General features: G+C 62.4%; 15 protein-coding genes. 7 read left to right on the forward strand and 8 right to left on the reverse strand.

The genetic code is table 11. The features are described from left to right. Positions 1-202: 202 nt before the first annotated feature. Positions 203-490: a LexA regulated protein gene (ybfE, locus tag CPH57_RS02675; RefSeq protein ID WP_004939936.1), complete on the reverse strand. Its 288-nt coding sequence runs from the start codon at positions 488-490 to the stop codon at positions 203-205. 256 nt (positions 491-746) lie between these two features. Further along, complete coding sequence (gene ybfF / locus CPH57_RS02680) at positions 747-1,520, reverse strand: esterase (RefSeq protein WP_096242007.1); 774 nt, start codon at positions 1,518-1,520, stop codon at positions 747-749. 224 nt (positions 1,521-1,744) lie between these two features. Here ybfF and seqA point away from each other — a divergent pair, with 224 nt between their 5' ends. The 4 genes from seqA to CPH57_RS02700 all read left to right on the forward strand — a co-directional run bounded on the left by seqA (position 1,745) and on the right by CPH57_RS02700 (position 5,137). Beyond that, positions 1,745-2,287 carry a replication initiation negative regulator SeqA gene (gene seqA, locus CPH57_RS02685; protein ID WP_033651164.1) on the forward strand — a complete coding sequence of 181 codons (543 nt, stop codon included), beginning with the start codon at positions 1,745-1,747 and terminating at the stop codon, positions 2,285-2,287. Between the two features lie 77 nt (positions 2,288-2,364). After that, positions 2,365-4,008 carry a phosphoglucomutase (alpha-D-glucose-1,6-bisphosphate-dependent) gene (gene pgm, locus CPH57_RS02690; RefSeq protein ID WP_033638690.1) on the forward strand — a complete coding sequence of 548 codons (1,644 nt, stop codon included), beginning with the start codon at positions 2,365-2,367 and terminating at the stop codon, positions 4,006-4,008. A gap of 191 nt (positions 4,009-4,199) precedes the next feature. Then, on the forward strand, positions 4,200-4,838 hold the full coding sequence (locus CPH57_RS02695) for a PadR family transcriptional regulator (RefSeq protein ID WP_096242008.1): 639 nt from the start codon (positions 4,200-4,202) through the stop codon (positions 4,836-4,838). After that, a complete protein-coding gene (locus tag CPH57_RS02700) occupies positions 4,838-5,137 on the forward strand; it encodes a DUF3861 domain-containing protein (protein ID WP_033642181.1) in 300 nt (99 codons plus the stop codon). Before CPH57_RS02695 ends, CPH57_RS02700 begins: the two co-directional genes overlap by 1 nt. Positions 5,138-5,164: 27 nt before the next feature. Here the strand turns inward: CPH57_RS02700 and kdpE are convergent, their stop codons facing one another. The 6 genes from kdpE to CPH57_RS24250 all read right to left on the reverse strand — a co-directional run bounded on the left by kdpE (position 5,165) and on the right by CPH57_RS24250 (position 13,102). Next, entirely contained in the window at positions 5,165-5,854 is a 690-nt protein-coding gene (gene kdpE / locus CPH57_RS02705; RefSeq protein WP_033637458.1) for a two-component system response regulator KdpE, read from the reverse strand. Positions 5,855-5,870: 16 nt separating this feature from the next. Continuing rightward, positions 5,871-8,567, reverse strand: coding sequence for a two-component system sensor histidine kinase KdpD (gene kdpD, locus CPH57_RS02710; RefSeq protein ID WP_042783854.1), 2,697 nt, complete (start codon positions 8,565-8,567; stop codon positions 5,871-5,873). Between the two features lie 73 nt (positions 8,568-8,640). Continuing rightward, positions 8,641-9,210 (reverse strand): potassium-transporting ATPase subunit KdpC, encoded by a 570-nt coding sequence (gene kdpC, locus CPH57_RS02715; RefSeq protein ID WP_033642183.1) that lies wholly within the window; start codon positions 9,208-9,210, stop codon positions 8,641-8,643. 18 nt (positions 9,211-9,228) lie between these two features. After that, a complete protein-coding gene (gene kdpB, locus CPH57_RS02720; RefSeq protein WP_033642184.1) occupies positions 9,229-11,298 on the reverse strand; it encodes a potassium-transporting ATPase subunit KdpB in 2,070 nt (689 codons plus the stop codon). Between the two features lie 26 nt (positions 11,299-11,324). Next, positions 11,325-13,013 carry a potassium-transporting ATPase subunit KdpA gene (kdpA, locus tag CPH57_RS02725; protein ID WP_072628177.1) on the reverse strand — a complete coding sequence of 563 codons (1,689 nt, stop codon included), beginning with the start codon at positions 13,011-13,013 and terminating at the stop codon, positions 11,325-11,327. Continuing rightward, the gene (locus CPH57_RS24250) at positions 13,013-13,102 is read right to left on the reverse strand and encodes a K(+)-transporting ATPase subunit F (protein ID WP_016928742.1); all 90 of its coding nucleotides are present in this window, start codon (positions 13,100-13,102) and stop codon (positions 13,013-13,015) included. The genes kdpA and CPH57_RS24250 overlap by 1 nt, the downstream gene beginning before the upstream one ends. 441 nt (positions 13,103-13,543) lie before the next feature. Here CPH57_RS24250 and CPH57_RS02735 point away from each other — a divergent pair, with 441 nt between their 5' ends. The 3 genes from CPH57_RS02735 to phrB all read left to right on the forward strand — a co-directional run bounded on the left by CPH57_RS02735 (position 13,544) and on the right by phrB (position 16,299). Then, positions 13,544-13,753, forward strand: a complete 210-nt coding sequence (locus CPH57_RS02735) for a YbfA family protein (protein ID WP_004939916.1) — start codon at positions 13,544-13,546, stop codon at positions 13,751-13,753. A 142-nt stretch (positions 13,754-13,895) separates the two neighbouring features. Beyond that, positions 13,896-14,852, forward strand: a complete 957-nt coding sequence (locus CPH57_RS02740) for a DUF523 and DUF1722 domain-containing protein (RefSeq protein ID WP_033651168.1) — start codon at positions 13,896-13,898, stop codon at positions 14,850-14,852. A gap of 16 nt (positions 14,853-14,868) precedes the next feature. Then, positions 14,869-16,299 carry a deoxyribodipyrimidine photo-lyase gene (gene phrB, locus CPH57_RS02745; protein WP_096242010.1) on the forward strand — a complete coding sequence of 477 codons (1,431 nt, stop codon included), beginning with the start codon at positions 14,869-14,871 and terminating at the stop codon, positions 16,297-16,299. The last annotated feature ends 15 nt before the right edge of the window (positions 16,300-16,314 follow it).

Here is a 16,314-nt window from a genome sequence, read left to right on the forward strand (position 1 = left end):
CGCCGATTAAAATGATGCCATGACAAGAGCCTTTCGCCACGGGGGCGGGCGCCGACAGGCGCAGTCTCTTGCCGGTAAATGCGTATCATGCCAGAAAGTGGCGCCGGGGTTTTATCGCATTTATGCGATGCCGGAGAATGAAGAAAAGCGTGGTCGATCCGGCGTTGTCCTTAACGCCGCGCCGCGCGTGCGGCCGAAGAGATCAATGTTCCGGCTGTTCTTCCGCCAGTTGCGCCAACAGCATCTGCTCGATGAGTTCGCTGCGGCTGATGTTGCGCTGTTCCGCCAGTTTGTTCAGGGCGTCCACCGCATCCGCGTTGATTTTCAGCTCTACGCGCCGCAATCCACGCACTTTATCGCGCCGTAACTGATTGCGCTTATTGATTCTAAGCTGTTCATCGCGGGAAAGCGGGTTGGTTTTCGGGCGCCCCGGACGGCGTTCATCTGCGAACAGATCCAGCGTCGTGCGATCCGTTTGTTCTTTTGCCATAGGTAGCGGTACTGCAAGGGAGTTTGCATCAAAAAGCGCTCGCACGCTTCCGGAGGCATCGGTTAACACACTTCGGGCCAATAAACCCTAACCCAAATTCACCCCCGTCCCGGCGTTCGCGAACGCGCTGGCGCGGCGGCAAAATTATAGCGCGCCATATTACCCCAGCAGATGGAGCGGCGACAATGCCTAACTGCGGGCTAAACGCGCTAAGCCGTTATCTTTAGCGCGTTTTTTCACCAGGTGAGCGTATTTTTCAGGCTTCGTCGAGGAAACGGTGGATGGCGCGCAGCACCGCCTCCGGTTTTTCGGCGTGCACCCAATGGCCGGTGCCGGCAACGACGTGCGCGCGGGCCCGCGGGAACTGGCGGGCGATGTCCGCACGGTAGCTGTCCTGCACGTACGGCGACAGGCCGCCGCGAATGAACAGGGTCGGGTGCGGCCAGGCCGGCACGTCCTGCCAGCCGGTGATGTCATCATAGCGTTCAATCAGCACCGGCAGGTTGAAGCGCCATTCGCCGTTATGGAAGGACTTCAGCAGGAACTGGATCACGCCTTCTTCCTGCAGGTAATCACGCATCAGCTGGGCGGCGGCCTGGCGCTGGGTGATGCCGGCGGCGCTGACGGCCTTCAGGGCGGCGAAAATCTCGTCGTGACGTCGGGTCTGGTAATTCACCGGCGCGACGTCGATGACGATCAGCTTGGCGACGCGCTCGGGCGCGATGGCGGTCAGCGCCATCGCCGCTTTGCCGCCCATCGAATGGCCGATGACGATCGCTTTCTCAAGCCGCAGTTCGTCGAGCAGCTCCAGCAGATCCTGCGCCATCGCGGGGTAGTTCATCTCGTCGGCGCGCGGGGAGAGGCCGTGGTTGCGCAGATCGACCTTAATTACGCTGTGACGCTGATGCAGATCGCGCGCCAGCACGCCCAGGTTGTCCAGATTGCCGAACAGCCCGTGGATCAGCAGCACCGGCAGCGCGTCTGACTCGGCGGCCAGCAGTTGATAATGTAATTTCATGGCGAAGTTCATACTGAGAGAGATTCAGATTAGGGTATCATGATTGAATCGCACGATGAATCATGCGGAATTTTCGCGGCGCGGGCTTGGCAGTGCCGGCTATAGGTATTAGTCTGCATTTGCCGTCCGGAGGCACATTGTTGTGTTCGCCCCAGCGCTTTTAACCTTATAATCCCATGGCTTGAATGCAGGATCTGGCTTCAGGTTCTAAGTAGAAAAAACAGTATTGGATAAAGATGAAAACTATTGAAGTCGACGAAGAGCTTTACCGTTATATTGCCAGCCACACGCAACACATCGGTGAAAGCGCGTCCGATATTTTACGCCGCATGTTGAAATTCACCGCCGGTCAGCCGGTGCGCGCGTTGCCTGCCGCCAGTGCGTCGCCGTCCGTCGAAGCGGAAAAAGCGGCGCCGGTTCAGCGCCCGCGCGATCGCGTACGCGCCGTGCGTGAACTGCTGCTGTCGGATGAATACGCCGAGCAGAACAAAGCGGTCAACCGTTTCATGCTGGTGCTGTCCACGCTGTACACCCTCGATGCCGCCGGTTTTGCCGCCGCCACCGAGGCGTTGACCGGCCGTACCCGCACCTATTTCGCCGGCGATCAGCAGACCCTGCTGGCCAACGGCACGCATACCAAGCCGAAGCATGTGCCGGGCACCCCTTACTGGGTGATCACCAATACCAATACCGGCCGCAAACGCAGCATGATCGAACACATCATGCAGGCGATGCAGTTCCCGGCGGAACTGATCGAGAAAGTTTGCGGTACCGTCTAATTTAGCGAACAGCCCGTCATGATGGCCGTGCGCGACGTATTTGCCCGGTCACCGACAGGGATGAGGGAGATATGTCGATGGCGAATAATCCACGTGCCGGGCAGCCCGCCCGTCAAAGCGATCTGATCAACGTAGCCCAGCTGACGTCGCAGTACTATGTGCTGCAACCGGAAGCCGGCAATGCCGCACATGCGGTGAAGTTTGGCACCTCCGGCCACCGCGGCAGCGCGCAGCGCCACAGCTTCAACGAAGCGCACATTCTCGCCATCGCTCAGGCGATCGCCGAAGTTCGTCATCAGCAAGGCACTACCGGCCCGTGCTACGTGGGCAAAGACACCCATGCACTGTCCGAGCCGGCCTTCATTTCCGTGCTGGAAGTGCTGACCGCCAACGGCGTCGATGTGATCGTGCAGGAAAACAACGGCTTCACGCCAACGCCGGCGGTATCGCACGCCATTCTGTGCCACAACCGCCGCGGCGGCGCGCAGGCCGACGGCATCGTCATTACGCCGTCCCACAACCCGCCGGAAGACGGCGGCATCAAATACAATCCGCCGAACGGCGGCCCGGCTGACACCAACCTGACGTCGGTGATCGAAAAGCGCGCCAACGAACTGCTGGCGCAGCAGCTGAAAGGCGTGCAGCGTCAGTCGCTGGACAAGGCCTGGAACAGCGGCCACCTGCACGCCAAAGATCTGGTGCAGCCTTACGTCGAAGGGCTGGTGGAGGTGGTCGACATGCCGGCCATCCAACGCGCCGGCCTGAAGCTGGGCGTGGATCCGCTCGGCGGTTCCGGCATCGCCTATTGGCAGCGGGTGGCGGAACACTACAAGCTGGATCTGACGCTGGTGAACGATTCCATCGATCAGACGTTCCGCTTTATGCACCTGGATCACGACGGCATCATCCGCATGGACTGCTCGTCGGAGTCGGCGATGGCCGGCCTGCTGGCGCTGCGCGACAAATTCGATTTGGCGTTCGCCAACGATCCGGATTACGACCGCCACGGCATCGTCACGCCGAAGGGCCTGATGAACCCGAACCACTATCTGGCGGTAGCCATCAACTACCTGTTCCAGCATCGCCCGCAGTGGGGCGCCGATGTTGCGGTAGGTAAAACGCTGGTGTCCAGCGCGATGATCGATCGCGTGGTGGCCGATCTGGGCCGCAAGCTGGTGGAAGTGCCGGTCGGCTTCAAGTGGTTCGTGGACGGTCTGTTCGACGGCAGCCTGGGCTTTGGCGGCGAAGAGAGCGCCGGGGCTTCGTTCCTGCGCTTCAACGGCCAGCCGTGGTCGACCGACAAAGACGGCATCATCATGTGCCTGCTGGCGGCTGAAATCACCGCGGTAACCGGTGAGAACCCGCAGCATCACTATGACGATCTGGCCAAGCGCTTCGGCGCGCCAAGCTACAACCGCATCCAGGCGCCGGCAACCCATGCACAGAAAGCGGCGCTGTCCAAGCTGTCGCCGGAGATGGTCAAGGCCAGTACGCTGGGCGGGGACCCGATCACCGCACGTCTGACCGCAGCGCCGGGCAACGGCGCGTCGATCGGCGGCCTGAAAGTGATGACCGACAACGGTTGGTTCGCGGCTCGTCCTTCCGGCACCGAAGAGGCTTACAAGATCTACTGCGAGAGCTTCCTCGGGGCGGAGCACCGCGAGAAGATTGAGCACGAAGCGGTCGAGATCGTCAGCGAAGTGCTGGCTTCCGCCAAGTAATCACTTTTCTTGATTGATAAAAAGCGCTGTTTTTACAGCGCTTTTTTTATGGGCGCTATTTAGATATATCTTTTTCACGGCACGCGCTTGTGCATTTAGATATATCGATCTAGATTAGCGCTATCGATGCTGTTTAGATATATCTAAACAACCTCGTATTGATGTTCCCTACTAAAGCGAGGTCTCACCTTATGTTTCATCGATTAGGTTTACACCGGCATCATCATCACCATGAATGCGAAGAGGGTCGTCGTCATCGCGGCGGGCGCCATCACTTCGGCGGCGAAGGCGAAGAGCACGGCCGAGGTGGGCGCGGCGGCCGGGGCGGGCGTCATCGTCTGTTCGAACACGGCGATCTGCGCCTGGTGCTGCTGGCGCTGGTGGCGCGCAAGCCCAGCCACGGGTACGAATTGATCAAGGCGATCGAGGAAGCGTCATCCGGCCTGTACGTGCCGAGCCCGGGGGTGATTTACCCCACGCTGACGCTGCTGGAAGAGCAGGATTTCCTCGAACCGCTCACCATCGGCAACGGCCGCAAAAGCTACCGCATCACCGCGGCGGGCGAGGGCGAGCTGCAAAAGCATCAACAGGTGGTTGAGGTCATTCTGGCGCGTCTGGCGGGCGCCGGCCGCGAGCGTCATCGGCACGGCAACCTGGCGGAAGGCATCTACGACGCCATGAACCGTCTGCGCAGCCTGCTGCGCGGCAACGTGATGCGCGCCGATCTTACGCCGCAGCAGGTGGAGCGCATCAACGCCGCGTTGCTGACCGCCGTGGCGGCGATCGAAAGCGAAATGCAGATTCAACCTTCGCAACAGGAGAAGAACTGATGCCCGGCCACCGTTTTAACATTACCGTTGAAGCCCTGAGCGATCGCCAGGGCAATCCCGTCGAGAAAGCGCCGCTGAGTTTTGAGGTGAGCAACCACGACGATATTCTCGAGATCGTCGAGCGCATTCGGGCGCGTGACGATCTGAACTTCGGCCCCGAGCAGAGCGCGGCTTTTGCCGTGGGGTTGAAGCTGTTCTCCGAAGTGATGATCGAAAACCGCAAACACCCGGTGTTCGCTCCGCTGCGCGAGGCGTTTAAGGAGTTTATGGTCGGATTGAAGAAGGGCCCGGCGGCGTAAAGGCGCGGCAAACCGCGCCCTCCGGGGTTAAGGCATGAAGCGATAGCCGACGCCGGTTTCGGTCAGCAGGTGTTTGGGCCGGGCCGGATCGGCTTCGAGCTTCTGCCGCAAATGGCCCATGTAGATGCGCAGATAGTGGCTGTGCTCCACGTAGTTCGGCCCCCAGACGTGGCTCAACAGCTGGCGTTGGGTGATCACCTTGCCGGCGTTGGCCAGCAGCTCCGCCAACAGACGAAACTCGATCGGCGTCAGATGCAGATCTTCGTCGTTGCGCAGCACCCGGCGATTCACCAGATCGACGGTAATCGCCGAAAAGCTCACCAGCGGGCTTTCCTGTTGGCTAGCTGAGTGGCGACGCAGCGCGACCCGCACCCGCGCCAGCAGCTCACCGATGCCGAACGGTTTGCTGAGATAGTCGTCGGCGCCGGCGTCCAGCGCGGCGATCTTGTCCTCTTCGGCGTTGCGCGCCGACAGCACGATCACCGGAATGGCGCTCCACTGCCGCAGATCGCGGATGTAGCTCAGCCCGTCGCCGTCCGGCAAGCCCAAATCCAGGATGATCAGATCCGGTTTGCGCGTGCCGGCTTCAATCAACCCGCGCTGCAGCGTTTCACTTTCAAACACCCGCAGGCCTTCGCTCTCCAGCGCGGTGCGCACGAAGCGGCGGATCTCTTTTTCATCTTCAACAATCAGAATGTTGGTTGGCGTTATGCTCACGTTTCCCCTGCGTTGATTACAGATCGAAGGCGTCGCCGTCGATCTCGGGCGGTTTTTCCAGCGGCAGCACGAAGCGGAAGCTGGCGCCGCCGTTGGCGCCGTTTTCCGCCCAGATGCGGCCGTCATGCACTTCAATAATGGCACGACAAATCGCTAACCCCAAGCCGACGCCAGGGATCGCCGACTCTTTATTGCCGCGTGAAAACTTGTCGAAAATCAGCTGCAGCTGATCGGCGGGGATGCCGGGGCCGTTATCCCAGACCTCGACTTCCAGCCACTCGGGCAGCGTGCGGGCGCGAATGCCGATGGTGGCCTCGGCGCCGGCGTATTTATTGGCGTTTTCCAACAGGTTGGTGAACACCCGTTCCAGCAGGCTGCCGTCGCAGTTGACCAGGATCTGTTCCGGCGGCAGATCGACCTCGATTGGATGCTGGCTGAGCAGCGGCTCCAGCATGTGCAGCGAAGCGCCGACGATCTCTTCCAGCGACTGCCACTCTTTACGCAGGCTGAAACCGCCGGACTGGATGCGCGCCATATCCAGCAGGTTGTTCACCAGCCGGGTGGTGCTCAGCACCTGCTGGCGGATCTGGCTGGCCTGGGTGGCGTGATTGGAACCTTCGGCCGCCAGGTCCAGCGTGAGAATTTCCGCCTGGCCGAACAACACGGTCAGCGGGGTGCGAAGATCGTGCGACAGCGCCGCCAGCAGCGAGTTGCGCAGCTGTTCGCGTTCGGCGTCCAGCTTGGCTTCTTCGGCGCTGCGCGCCAGGTGCAGACGTTCCAGCGCGCTGGCGATCAGCACTGCGAAGGTTTGCAGCAGCCGCTGTTGTTCCGGCACCATCAGCTGGCGCAGGTTGTTGGGTTCGATCGCCAACAGGCCGAAGGTCTGTTTGGGGGTATTGAGCGGCAGCAGTTGGTAAGGCACGCCGGGCAGGGTGTCGGTGCCGGCGCCGGCCGGCAAGCCTTTATCGAAACTCCAGCGCGCGATGGCTTCGTCTACCGACAGCAGCCCGCCTTCCTCGCCGATCATTTGCTGCAGCCGGCCGTCTTCCTGCGGCAGCAGCAGCACGGTTTTCGCCTGGAAGCTGCTGGAGAGGAAATGACGGCTGGTGTTGGCGATGTCGGCCACGGTCAGCGCGCGGCTCAGCCCACGTGACATTTCGTACAGATGGCGCGCCCGCTGCTCGCGATAGCGCGCCACCCGGGCCTGATAACGCACCCCGGCGGTCAGGTTGCCGATGATGATGCCGACGGCGAGCATCACGCCGAAGGTCAGCAGATACTGCATATCGCTGACGGCGAACGACCATTCGGGCTGAACGAAGAACAGATCGAAACTGGCGACGTTGATCACCGCCGCCAGCACCGATGGCCAGCGGCCGAAGAACAGCGCGACGATCGCCACGCCGAGCAGGTAGACCATCACCAGGTTGGCCTGATCGAAGCCCGGCAGCAGCCACTGCGAGAGCAGGGTGATCAGCGCGCACAGCGCCACCGCTACCGCGCAGCCGCGCAGCTGCATGCGCCATTTCTCATTGAAGCTGCGGCCGTCGTGCTCCTTGCCCGGCGGCGGCTGTGCGGCGTCGCTGTCCAGCGCGACGATCACCAGATCGAGATCCGGACCCAGCCGGCCGAGGCGATCGGCGAAACTGCCGCGCAGCTTCCAGCGCTGCTCGCTGCGGCGGCCGATGATGATTTTGCCGAGGTTATGCTCGCGGGCGTAGCGCAGCACTGCGCGCTCTTCGGACGGATCGGCCAGGGTGGCGGTTTCGGCGCCCAGCTCCTGCGCCAGCCGCAGCGCGCGCAGAATGGCGCGGCGCTGGTTTTCCGGCAGCCGGTGCAGCTTGGGGGTTTCCACGTAGACCGCATGCCAGTGGCAGCCGAGCCGCGCCGCCAGCCGGGCGGCGATGCGCACCAGCTTTTCGTTGCCGCTGTTGTGGCCGACGCACAGCAGAATGCTGTCGCGGGTGTGCCACACTTTCTCGCGCCCCTGGGTGTCGCGAAACTCGCGCATCTGGTCATCGACCCGATCGGCGGTGCGGCGCAGCGCCAACTCGCGCAGGGCGATCAGGTTGCCTTTACGGAAAAAATGCTCGATGGCGCGCTCGGCCTGACCGGGAATATACACTTTGCCTTCGTGCAGCCGTCGGCGCAGATCGTCCGGCGGCAGATCGACCAGCACCACTTCGCTGGCCTCGTCAAACACGTGGTCGGGCACCGTTTCGCGCACCCGCACGCCGGTCACGCCGCCCACCACGTCGTTCAGACTTTCCAAATGTTGTACGTTGACGGTAGTCAGCACGTCGATGCCGGCGTCCAGCAGCTCTTCCACATCCTGCCAGCGTTTGGGGTGGCGCGAACCGTGGGCGTTGCTGTGCGCCAGTTCGTCCATCAGGATCAGCGCCGGATGGCGCGCCAACGCGGCGTCGAGGTCGAATTCATGCACCAGTCGCCCGCGATGCTGGATGCGCTTTTGCGGCAACAGCGCCAGGCCGTCGAGCAGGGCGGCGGTCTCGCTGCGGCCGTGGGTTTCCACCACGCCGACCAGCACGTCCAGCCCCTGGGCGCGCAAACGCTGGGCCTCCTGCAGCATGGCGTAGGTTTTGCCTACGCCGGCGCAGGCGCCGAAGAATACCTTCAACCGGCCGCGCGGTTTTTCATTGGCCAGCGCCAGCAGGCTATCGGGATCGGGACGCTGCTGTTCTTCTTCGACCATGACAATTCCTTGTGTTACCAAGCAAAAAGGGGTTCGGCACGCCGAACCCTATCACTATGCTGAATACGGTGCGTTACTTCAACGCATCCAGCGCCAGGTTCAGCTTCAACACGTTGACCACCGATTCGCCCATGAAGTTGGGCGTGGCCCGATCGGTGTTGTCTTCGATCAGTTTGGCGACCTGTTCCGGCGGCAGATGACGTGCCGCCGCGACCCGCGCCAGCTGATACCGCGCCGCAGCGGTCGAGATCTGCGGATCCAGCCCGCTGCCGGAGGCGGTCAGCAGATCCACCGGGATCGGGCCGCTCATGGCCGGATTGGCCTGGCGCAGCTGCGCCGCGCGTTCGGCGATAACCTTATCCAGCGCCGGGTTGGTGGCCGCCAGGTTGCTGCCGGCGGAGGCCTGTGGATTATAGGCTGAATCGCCGGTCGCCGACGGGCGGCCCCAGAAATAGTCGGCGCGCGTGAAGTTCTGGCCAATCAGCGCGGAGCCGACCGCCTTGTCGCCCTGGTACAACAGCGAACCGTTGGCCGCGCCCGAAAACAGCAGCTGCGCCAGCCCGGTGGTCAGCAGCGGATAGGCGATGCCGGTGAGCAGCGTCAGCAGGATCAACATCACCAGCGCAGGTCGTAAATACGTCATGTTCATTTCCCTCAATGGTTAACCGGCGACGTGCAGCGCGACCAGGATCAGGTCGATCAGTTTGATGCCGACGAATGGCACCAGCAGACCGCCGACCCCGTACAGCCACAGGTTGCGGCGCAGCAGAGCCGCGGCGCTCATCGGTTTGTAGCTCACCCCTTTCAGCGCCAGCGGGATCAGAAACACGATCACCAGGGCGTTGAAGATCACCGCCGACATGATGGCGGAGGCGGGGGAGTGCAGGTGCATCACGTTCAGCGCGTTCAGCTGCGGATAGGTGGCCGCGAACGCCGCCGGAATGATGGCGAAGTACTTGGCCACGTCGTTGGCGATGCTGAAGGTGGTCAGCGAACCGCGCGTCATCAGCATCTGTTTGCCGATATGTACCACTTCGATCAGCTTGGTCGGGTTGGAATCCAGATCGACCATGTTGCCCGCCTCTTTGGCGGCCTGGGTGCCGGAGTTCATCGCCACCGCCACATCGGCCTGCGCCAGCGCCGGGGCGTCGTTGGTGCCGTCACCGGTCATCGCCACCAGACGGCCTTCCGCCTGATACTGGCGGATCAGCGCCAGCTTGGCTTCCGGCGTGGCTTCCGACAGGAAGTCGTCCACCCCGGCTTCGGCGGCGATCGCCGCCGCGGTCAGCGGGTTATCGCCGGTGATCATCACCGTTTTGATGCCCATCTTGCGCAGCTCATTGAAGCGTTCTTTGATGCCGCCCTTGACGATATCCTTCAACGCCACCACGCCCAGCACCCGGGCGCCTTCCGCCACCACCAGCGGCGTGCCGCCGGTGCGCGCCACGCTTTCCACCAGATCGTCCACCGCCCGCGGGAAGTGCCCCTGATTGGTTTCGACGTGACGGCGAATGGCGTCCACCGCGCCTTTGCGGATCATGCGCTCCTGCACGTTGACGCCGCTCATGCGAGTCTGGGCGGAGAAGGGCACGAAGGTGGCGTTCAGCGCCTGCAGATCGCGCTCGCGCAGGTTAAAGCGCTGTTTGGCCAGCACCACGATGCTGCGACCTTCCGGCGTTTCGTCCGCCAGCGAAGCCAGCTGCGCGGCGTCCGCCAGCTCTTGTTCCTTCACGCCCGGCGCCGGCAGGAACTCCGAAGCCTGACGGTTGCCCAGCGTGATGGTGCCGGTTTTATCCAGCAGCAGCACGTCCACGTCGCCGGCGGCTTCCACCGCGCGGCCGCTGGTGGCGATCACGTTGGCGCCGAGCATGCGGCTCATCCCGGCCACGCCGATGGCGGACAGCAGACCGCCGATGGTGGTGGGGATCAGGCAAACCAGCAGCGCGACCAGTACGGTGATGGTGACCACGCTGCCGCTGCCGGCCGCCTCGACGCTGTATTGCGAGAACGGGAACAGGGTGGCGGTGGCCAACACGAACACGATGGTCAGCGCCACCAGCAGGATGGTCAGCGCGATTTCGTTCGGCGTTTTGCGGCGTTTAGCGCCTTCCACCATGGCGATCATGCGATCGAGGAAGGTTTCCCCCGGGTTGACGCTGCACTGCACCACCAGCCAGTCGGACAGCACGCGGGTGCCGCCGGTGACCGAGGAGAAGTCCCCGCCGGATTCGCGGATCACCGGGGCGGATTCCCCGGTGATGGCGCTTTCATCCACCGAGGCGCCGCCCTCCAGCACTTCGCCGTCGCACGGAATGGTGTCGCCGGCTTCCACCAGCACGATATCGCCTTTGCGCAGACTCTCGGCGGCCACTTTCTCCGTGGCGCCGTCGCGGCGCGGGCCGGCCAGTTTTTTCGCCCAGCTGGTTTTCTTGGTGCCTTTCAGGCTTTCCGCCTGGGCCTTGCTGCGGCCTTCGGCCAGCGCCTCGGCGAAGTTGGCGAACAGCACGGTGAACCACAACCACAGGGAGACGCTGCCGGTAAAGGCGGCGGCACCGTCGGTTTGGCCGGCGAGGATCGCCAGCCAGATGGCGGTGGTCAGCAGGCTGCCGATATACACCACGAACATCACCGGGTTGCGCCATTGAACGCGAGGGTCCAGTTTTTTCACCGCATCGATCAGCGCGGTGCGCACCAGAGCCGGTTCAAACAGCGCGCGTTGTTTGCGAGTCATCTCTTATTCTCTCTCTGTGACGTCTGTTAGTTTGCCAACCAAAGTTGCAAATGCTCGGCCACCGGGCCCAGCGCCAGCGCCGGCACGAAGGTCAGCGCGCCCACCAGCAGCACGGTGCCGATCAGCAGGCCGATAAACAGCGGCCCATAGGTCGGCAGGGTGCCGTTGCCCGCCGGCTGGCGTGGCTTGGCGCTCAGCGAACCGGCGATCGCCAGCACCGGCAGGATCACCCCGAAGCGGCCGACGAACATGGCGAAGGCCAGCAGCAGGTTGTAGAACGGCGTATTGACGCTCAAGCCGGCGAAGGCGCTGCCGTTGTTGTTGGCGGCGGAGGACAGGGCATACAGCACTTCGCTGAAGCCGTGGGCGCCCGGATTGAGGATGCCGGCGCGGCCCGCGTCGGTGCCGATGGCCAGCGCGCTGCCCAGCAACACCAGCGCCGGCGTGACCAGGATCGCCAGCGCGGTCATCTTCATGTCGTAAACGTCGATTTTTTTGCCCAGGTATTCCGGGGTGCGGCCGATCATCAGACCGGCGATAAACACCGTCAGCAGCACGAATAGCAGCATGCCGTACAGGCCGGAGCCGACGCCGCCGAACACCACTTCACCGATCTGCATCAGCCACATCGGCACCATGCCGCCCAGCGCGGTGAAAGAGTCGTGCATGGCGTTAACCGCCCCGCAGGACGCGGCGGTGGTCACCACCGAGAACAGGCTGGTGGCGAGAATGCCGAAGCGCGACTCTTTGCCTTCCATATTGATGTTGCTGTCGGCGCCCAGCGCGCTCAGGTGCGGGTTGCCCGCCAGCTCGGCGTACATCACCACCACCACCGCCACCACGAAGATCAGCGCCATCGCCCAGATCAGCGCGTGGCCCTGACGGTTTTCACCGGCCAGTTGTCCGAAAGAGAAGCACAGCGCGCAAGGGATCAGGAAGATGGCCAGCATCTGCACGAAGTTGGTCAGCACGGTCGGGTTTTCGAACGGGTGCGCCGAGTTGGCGCCGAAGAACCCCCCGCCGTTGGTGCCGAGCATCTTGATCGCTTCCTGCGAGGCGACCGGCCCCATCGGCAGCGTCTGCTGCGCGCCTTCGAGCGTGGTGACGTGCAGGTAAGGCAGGAAGTTTTGCAGCGTGCCCTGGCTGACGAAGAACAGGGCGATCAGCAGCGCGATCGGCAGCAGCACATACAGCGTGATGCGGAACAGATCGGCCCAGGCGTTGCCGACGGTCTTGCCGGCGCGGCGGGTAAAGGCACGGATCAGCGCAAAGGCCACGGCGATGCCGGTGGAGGCGGAAACGAAGTTCTGCACCGCCAGCCCGGCCATCTGGCTGAAATAGCTGAGGGCGCTTTCACCGCTGTAGGCTTGCCAGTTGGTGTTGGTGACGAAGCTGACGGCGGTGTTGAGCGCCAGATCCCAGGAGAGGCCAGGGAAGCCTTGCGGGTTGAGCGGCAGCGAGCCCTGCGCCATCAGCAGGGCGAACAGCAGCGCCAGGCCGAGCAGGTTAAACGCCAGGATCGCCAGCGCGTACTGCCACCAATTCATCTCGGTGGGGCGGATGCCGCAGGCGCGCCAGACGCCGGCTTCCACTGCGCGCAGCGCAGGCAGCGGCTCACCTTCGATCAGGCGCGCCATAAAACCGCCCAGCGGCCGTGCCAGCAGCAGAAGCACCAGCAGGAAACTGGCGATCAGTAAAAAGGCTGAAGCCGCCATCAGAAATCCTCCGCGTTAAACAGGGCGTAGACCAGATAGGCCAACAGCAGCAGAACCAACAGCGCACCACCAATAACGCTGAAACTCACGGGACACCTCCAGAGGTGTTGTTTTTGATAGAGGCAGTGTAGGGAGCGGGGTAGAAAGAAGATGAAAAAATCGCGCGGGCGGGTGTAAAAAAAGTATAAAAATGGCTGAAATTTCAGCAAAAATTGAGCATTTCAACCAGCAGGTTGGCGGCGAGATTGCGCCTGATGAGTGAATAAGCAAGGGCAGCGGCGTGGAAGCAGGAACCGGATAATAACCACAACGTAACCAATGTTAAGTTAAAAATTAACTTGGTTGTAACAAAATTACGAATCGCCGCGGTGATTAGCGATTTTTTGTGCGATTTAGTGGTCGGATGAGTAGTAAACTTTCATCAAGTGCGCTAAAATTTTGTCCAGTTACCAAATTACCGATTGTTCATTTGATACGCCCACGCCGTTTTCCCTGACAAATCAACGGCAGGCGTTTTTAAGGAGGTTCGCATGTCTACGACCTATCACGCTTATTCACTGCATCGGATTCTCCTGCGCCGCAGCGCAGTAGTGATCGCGGGCATTTTGGCCCTGCCGGTGATGCTGTTCCGCAGCGATCGCGGGCGTTTTTACAGCTACCTGCACCGCGTCTGGTCAAAAACCAGCGATAAACCGGTCTGGCTGCAGCAGGCGGAACTGGCGTCCTGCGACTTCTACTGAGTCACTGCCGACTCACGAACAACCCTCGCCCTGCGGCGGGGGTTTTTTTATGCCCCAAGCCCGCTGCCGTCCAGCGCAAGGTCGTATTTGGCAAGCCATTCTTCTACACTTTCCTCATCGACCAACACCACGAGAGAACGGTATGAGTGACAAGATCCCTATCGGCATCAGCGCCTGTTTACTGGGCGACGCGGTGCGTTTCGACGGTGGCCACAAGCGGCTGGCCTTCGCGGTGGAACAGTTGGCGCCCTATGTGCGCTTTGAGCCCGTTTGCCCGGAAATGGCGATCGGCCTGCCCACGCCGCGCCCGGCGCTGCGTCTGGTGAAACAGGCGCAGCCGTGGCCGGCGATGCGCTACAGCAACGACGCCGGCGTGGATCTGACCGAGGAGATGCGCAGTTTCTCCGCGCAGCGCGTGGCCGCGTTGCAGCACTTGTGCGGTTACATCGTCTGCGCCAAGTCGCCGAGCTGCGGCCTGGAGCGGGTGCGGGTCTACAGCGAGAACGGCAAGGACTCGCGTAAAAACGGCGTCGGGCTGTTTACCGCCGAGCTGCTGCGCCAGATGCCGTGGCTTCCGGTGGAAGAGGATGGGCGTTTGCAGGATGCGGCGCTGCGGGAAAACTTTATCGAGCGAGTGTACGCACTGTATGAGTTGAACATGCTATGGCGTCAGGGGCTGACCCGCGGCGGGCTGATCGCGTTTCACAGCCGCTACAAGCTGTCGCTGCTGGCGCATTCGCAGCCGGCGTACCGCGAACTGGGGCGTTTCGTCGCCGACATTCATCGCTGGGACTCGCTGGAAGACTTCGCCGTGGAGTACCGCAGCCGCCTGATGGCGCTGTTGGCGCACAAGGCGACGCGCCGCAACCATACCAACGTGCTGATGCACGTGCAGGGTTACTTCCGCCGCCAGCTCAGCGCGGCGCAGCGCCAGGAGCTGGCGCACCTGATCGACCGCTACCGGCAGGGCATGCAGCCGCTGCTGGCGCCGATCGCCTTGCTTAAGCATTACATGGCGGAATACCCCGACAGTTATTTGGCGGAACAACGCTATTTCGAACCTTATCCGGAGGCGCTGCGTTTGCGTTACGGCCATTGATTGACAAGGGAATTTTATGACCACGCATCTGGTCTGGTTGCGTAACGATCTGCGTATCACCGACAACAAAGCGCTGCACGCTGCCTGCAGCGATCCCAAAGCCCGGGTGCTGGCGGTGTTTATCGCCACCCCGCAGCAGTGGCGGGAACATGAGATGGCGCCGCGGCAGGCGGCGCTGATCCACGCCAGCCTGCGGGCGGTACAGCAGGCGCTGGCGCAAAAGGGCATTGCGCTGCATTGCCATGCCGGCACGGACTTTGCCGCGTCGATCGACTGGCTGGCGGAGTATTGCCGGCGAGAGCAGGTGGACGCGCTATTTTACAACCGCCAGTACGAACTGAATGAACGGCGACGCGATGCGCGGCTGGAGCAGCAGTTGAATGGACGGGTAACGTGCCACGGTTTTGATGACAGTCTGCTGTTGCCGCCGGGCAGCGTGCTCACCGGCGGCGGCGAGATGTACAAGGTTTATACGCCGTTTCGCAACGCCTTCATTCAGCGCCTGACTGAGTCCGACGTGAGCTGCCTGCCGGCGCCGAAGATCCGTGCCGATGGCGCGTTGCCTGCGCCTGAAGCGCCGGCGGCGTTCGATTATCCCGCGGCGGACATCGGGGGTGATTATCCCGCCGGTGAGGAGGCCGCGCTGCAGCGGCTGCGCGTCTTTTGCCGTGAGCAGGTGCAGGATTACCTCCGGCAGCGCGATCTGCCCGCCCTCGCCGGCACCAGCAGCCTGTCGCCCTATCTGGCGATCGGTGCGCTGTCGCCGCGCCAGTGCTTCAACCGCCTGCGCGCCGAATGCCCGCAGCTGCTGGAAGATCGCGAGAGCGGCGCTTTCGCCTGGCTGAACGAGCTGATTTGGCGCGAGTTCTACCGCCATCTGCTGGTGGCCTATCCCGAGCTGTGTCGCCATCGGCCGTTTATCGCCTGGACGGACAAGGTGAGCTGGTGCGATGACGCGGCGAAGCTGCAGGCCTGGCAGCGGGGCGAAACCGGCTATCCGATCGTTGATGCCGCCATGCGCCAACTGAATGCCACCGGCTGGATGCACAACCGGCTGCGCATGATCAGCGCCAGTTTTCTGGTGAAAGATCTGCTGATCGACTGGCGCGCCGGGGAGCGCTATTTCATGTCGCAATTGCTGGACGGGGATCTGGCGGCCAACAACGGCGGCTGGCAGTGGGCGGCCTCCACCGGCACCGACGCCGCGCCGTATTTCCGCATCTTCAACCCGACCACCCAGGGTGAACGTTTTGATCCACAAGGCACTTTTATCCGTAAATGGTTGCCGGAACTGGCGGATGTGCCCGACAATGACATCCATCATCCCCATCGCTGGGCGGAAAAGCAGCGATGCCCGCTGAACTATCCGCTGCCGATCGTCGATCACAAGCAAGCGCGTGTAGAGACGCTGGCGGCGTTCGAGGCGGCAAAACGGGGAGAGTCTTGAGGCAACTGCAAGGAG

This window comes from Serratia sp. JKS000199 (genome assembly GCF_900215455.1).
Classification (GTDB): Bacteria; Pseudomonadota; Gammaproteobacteria; order Enterobacterales; family Enterobacteriaceae; genus Serratia; species Serratia ureilytica.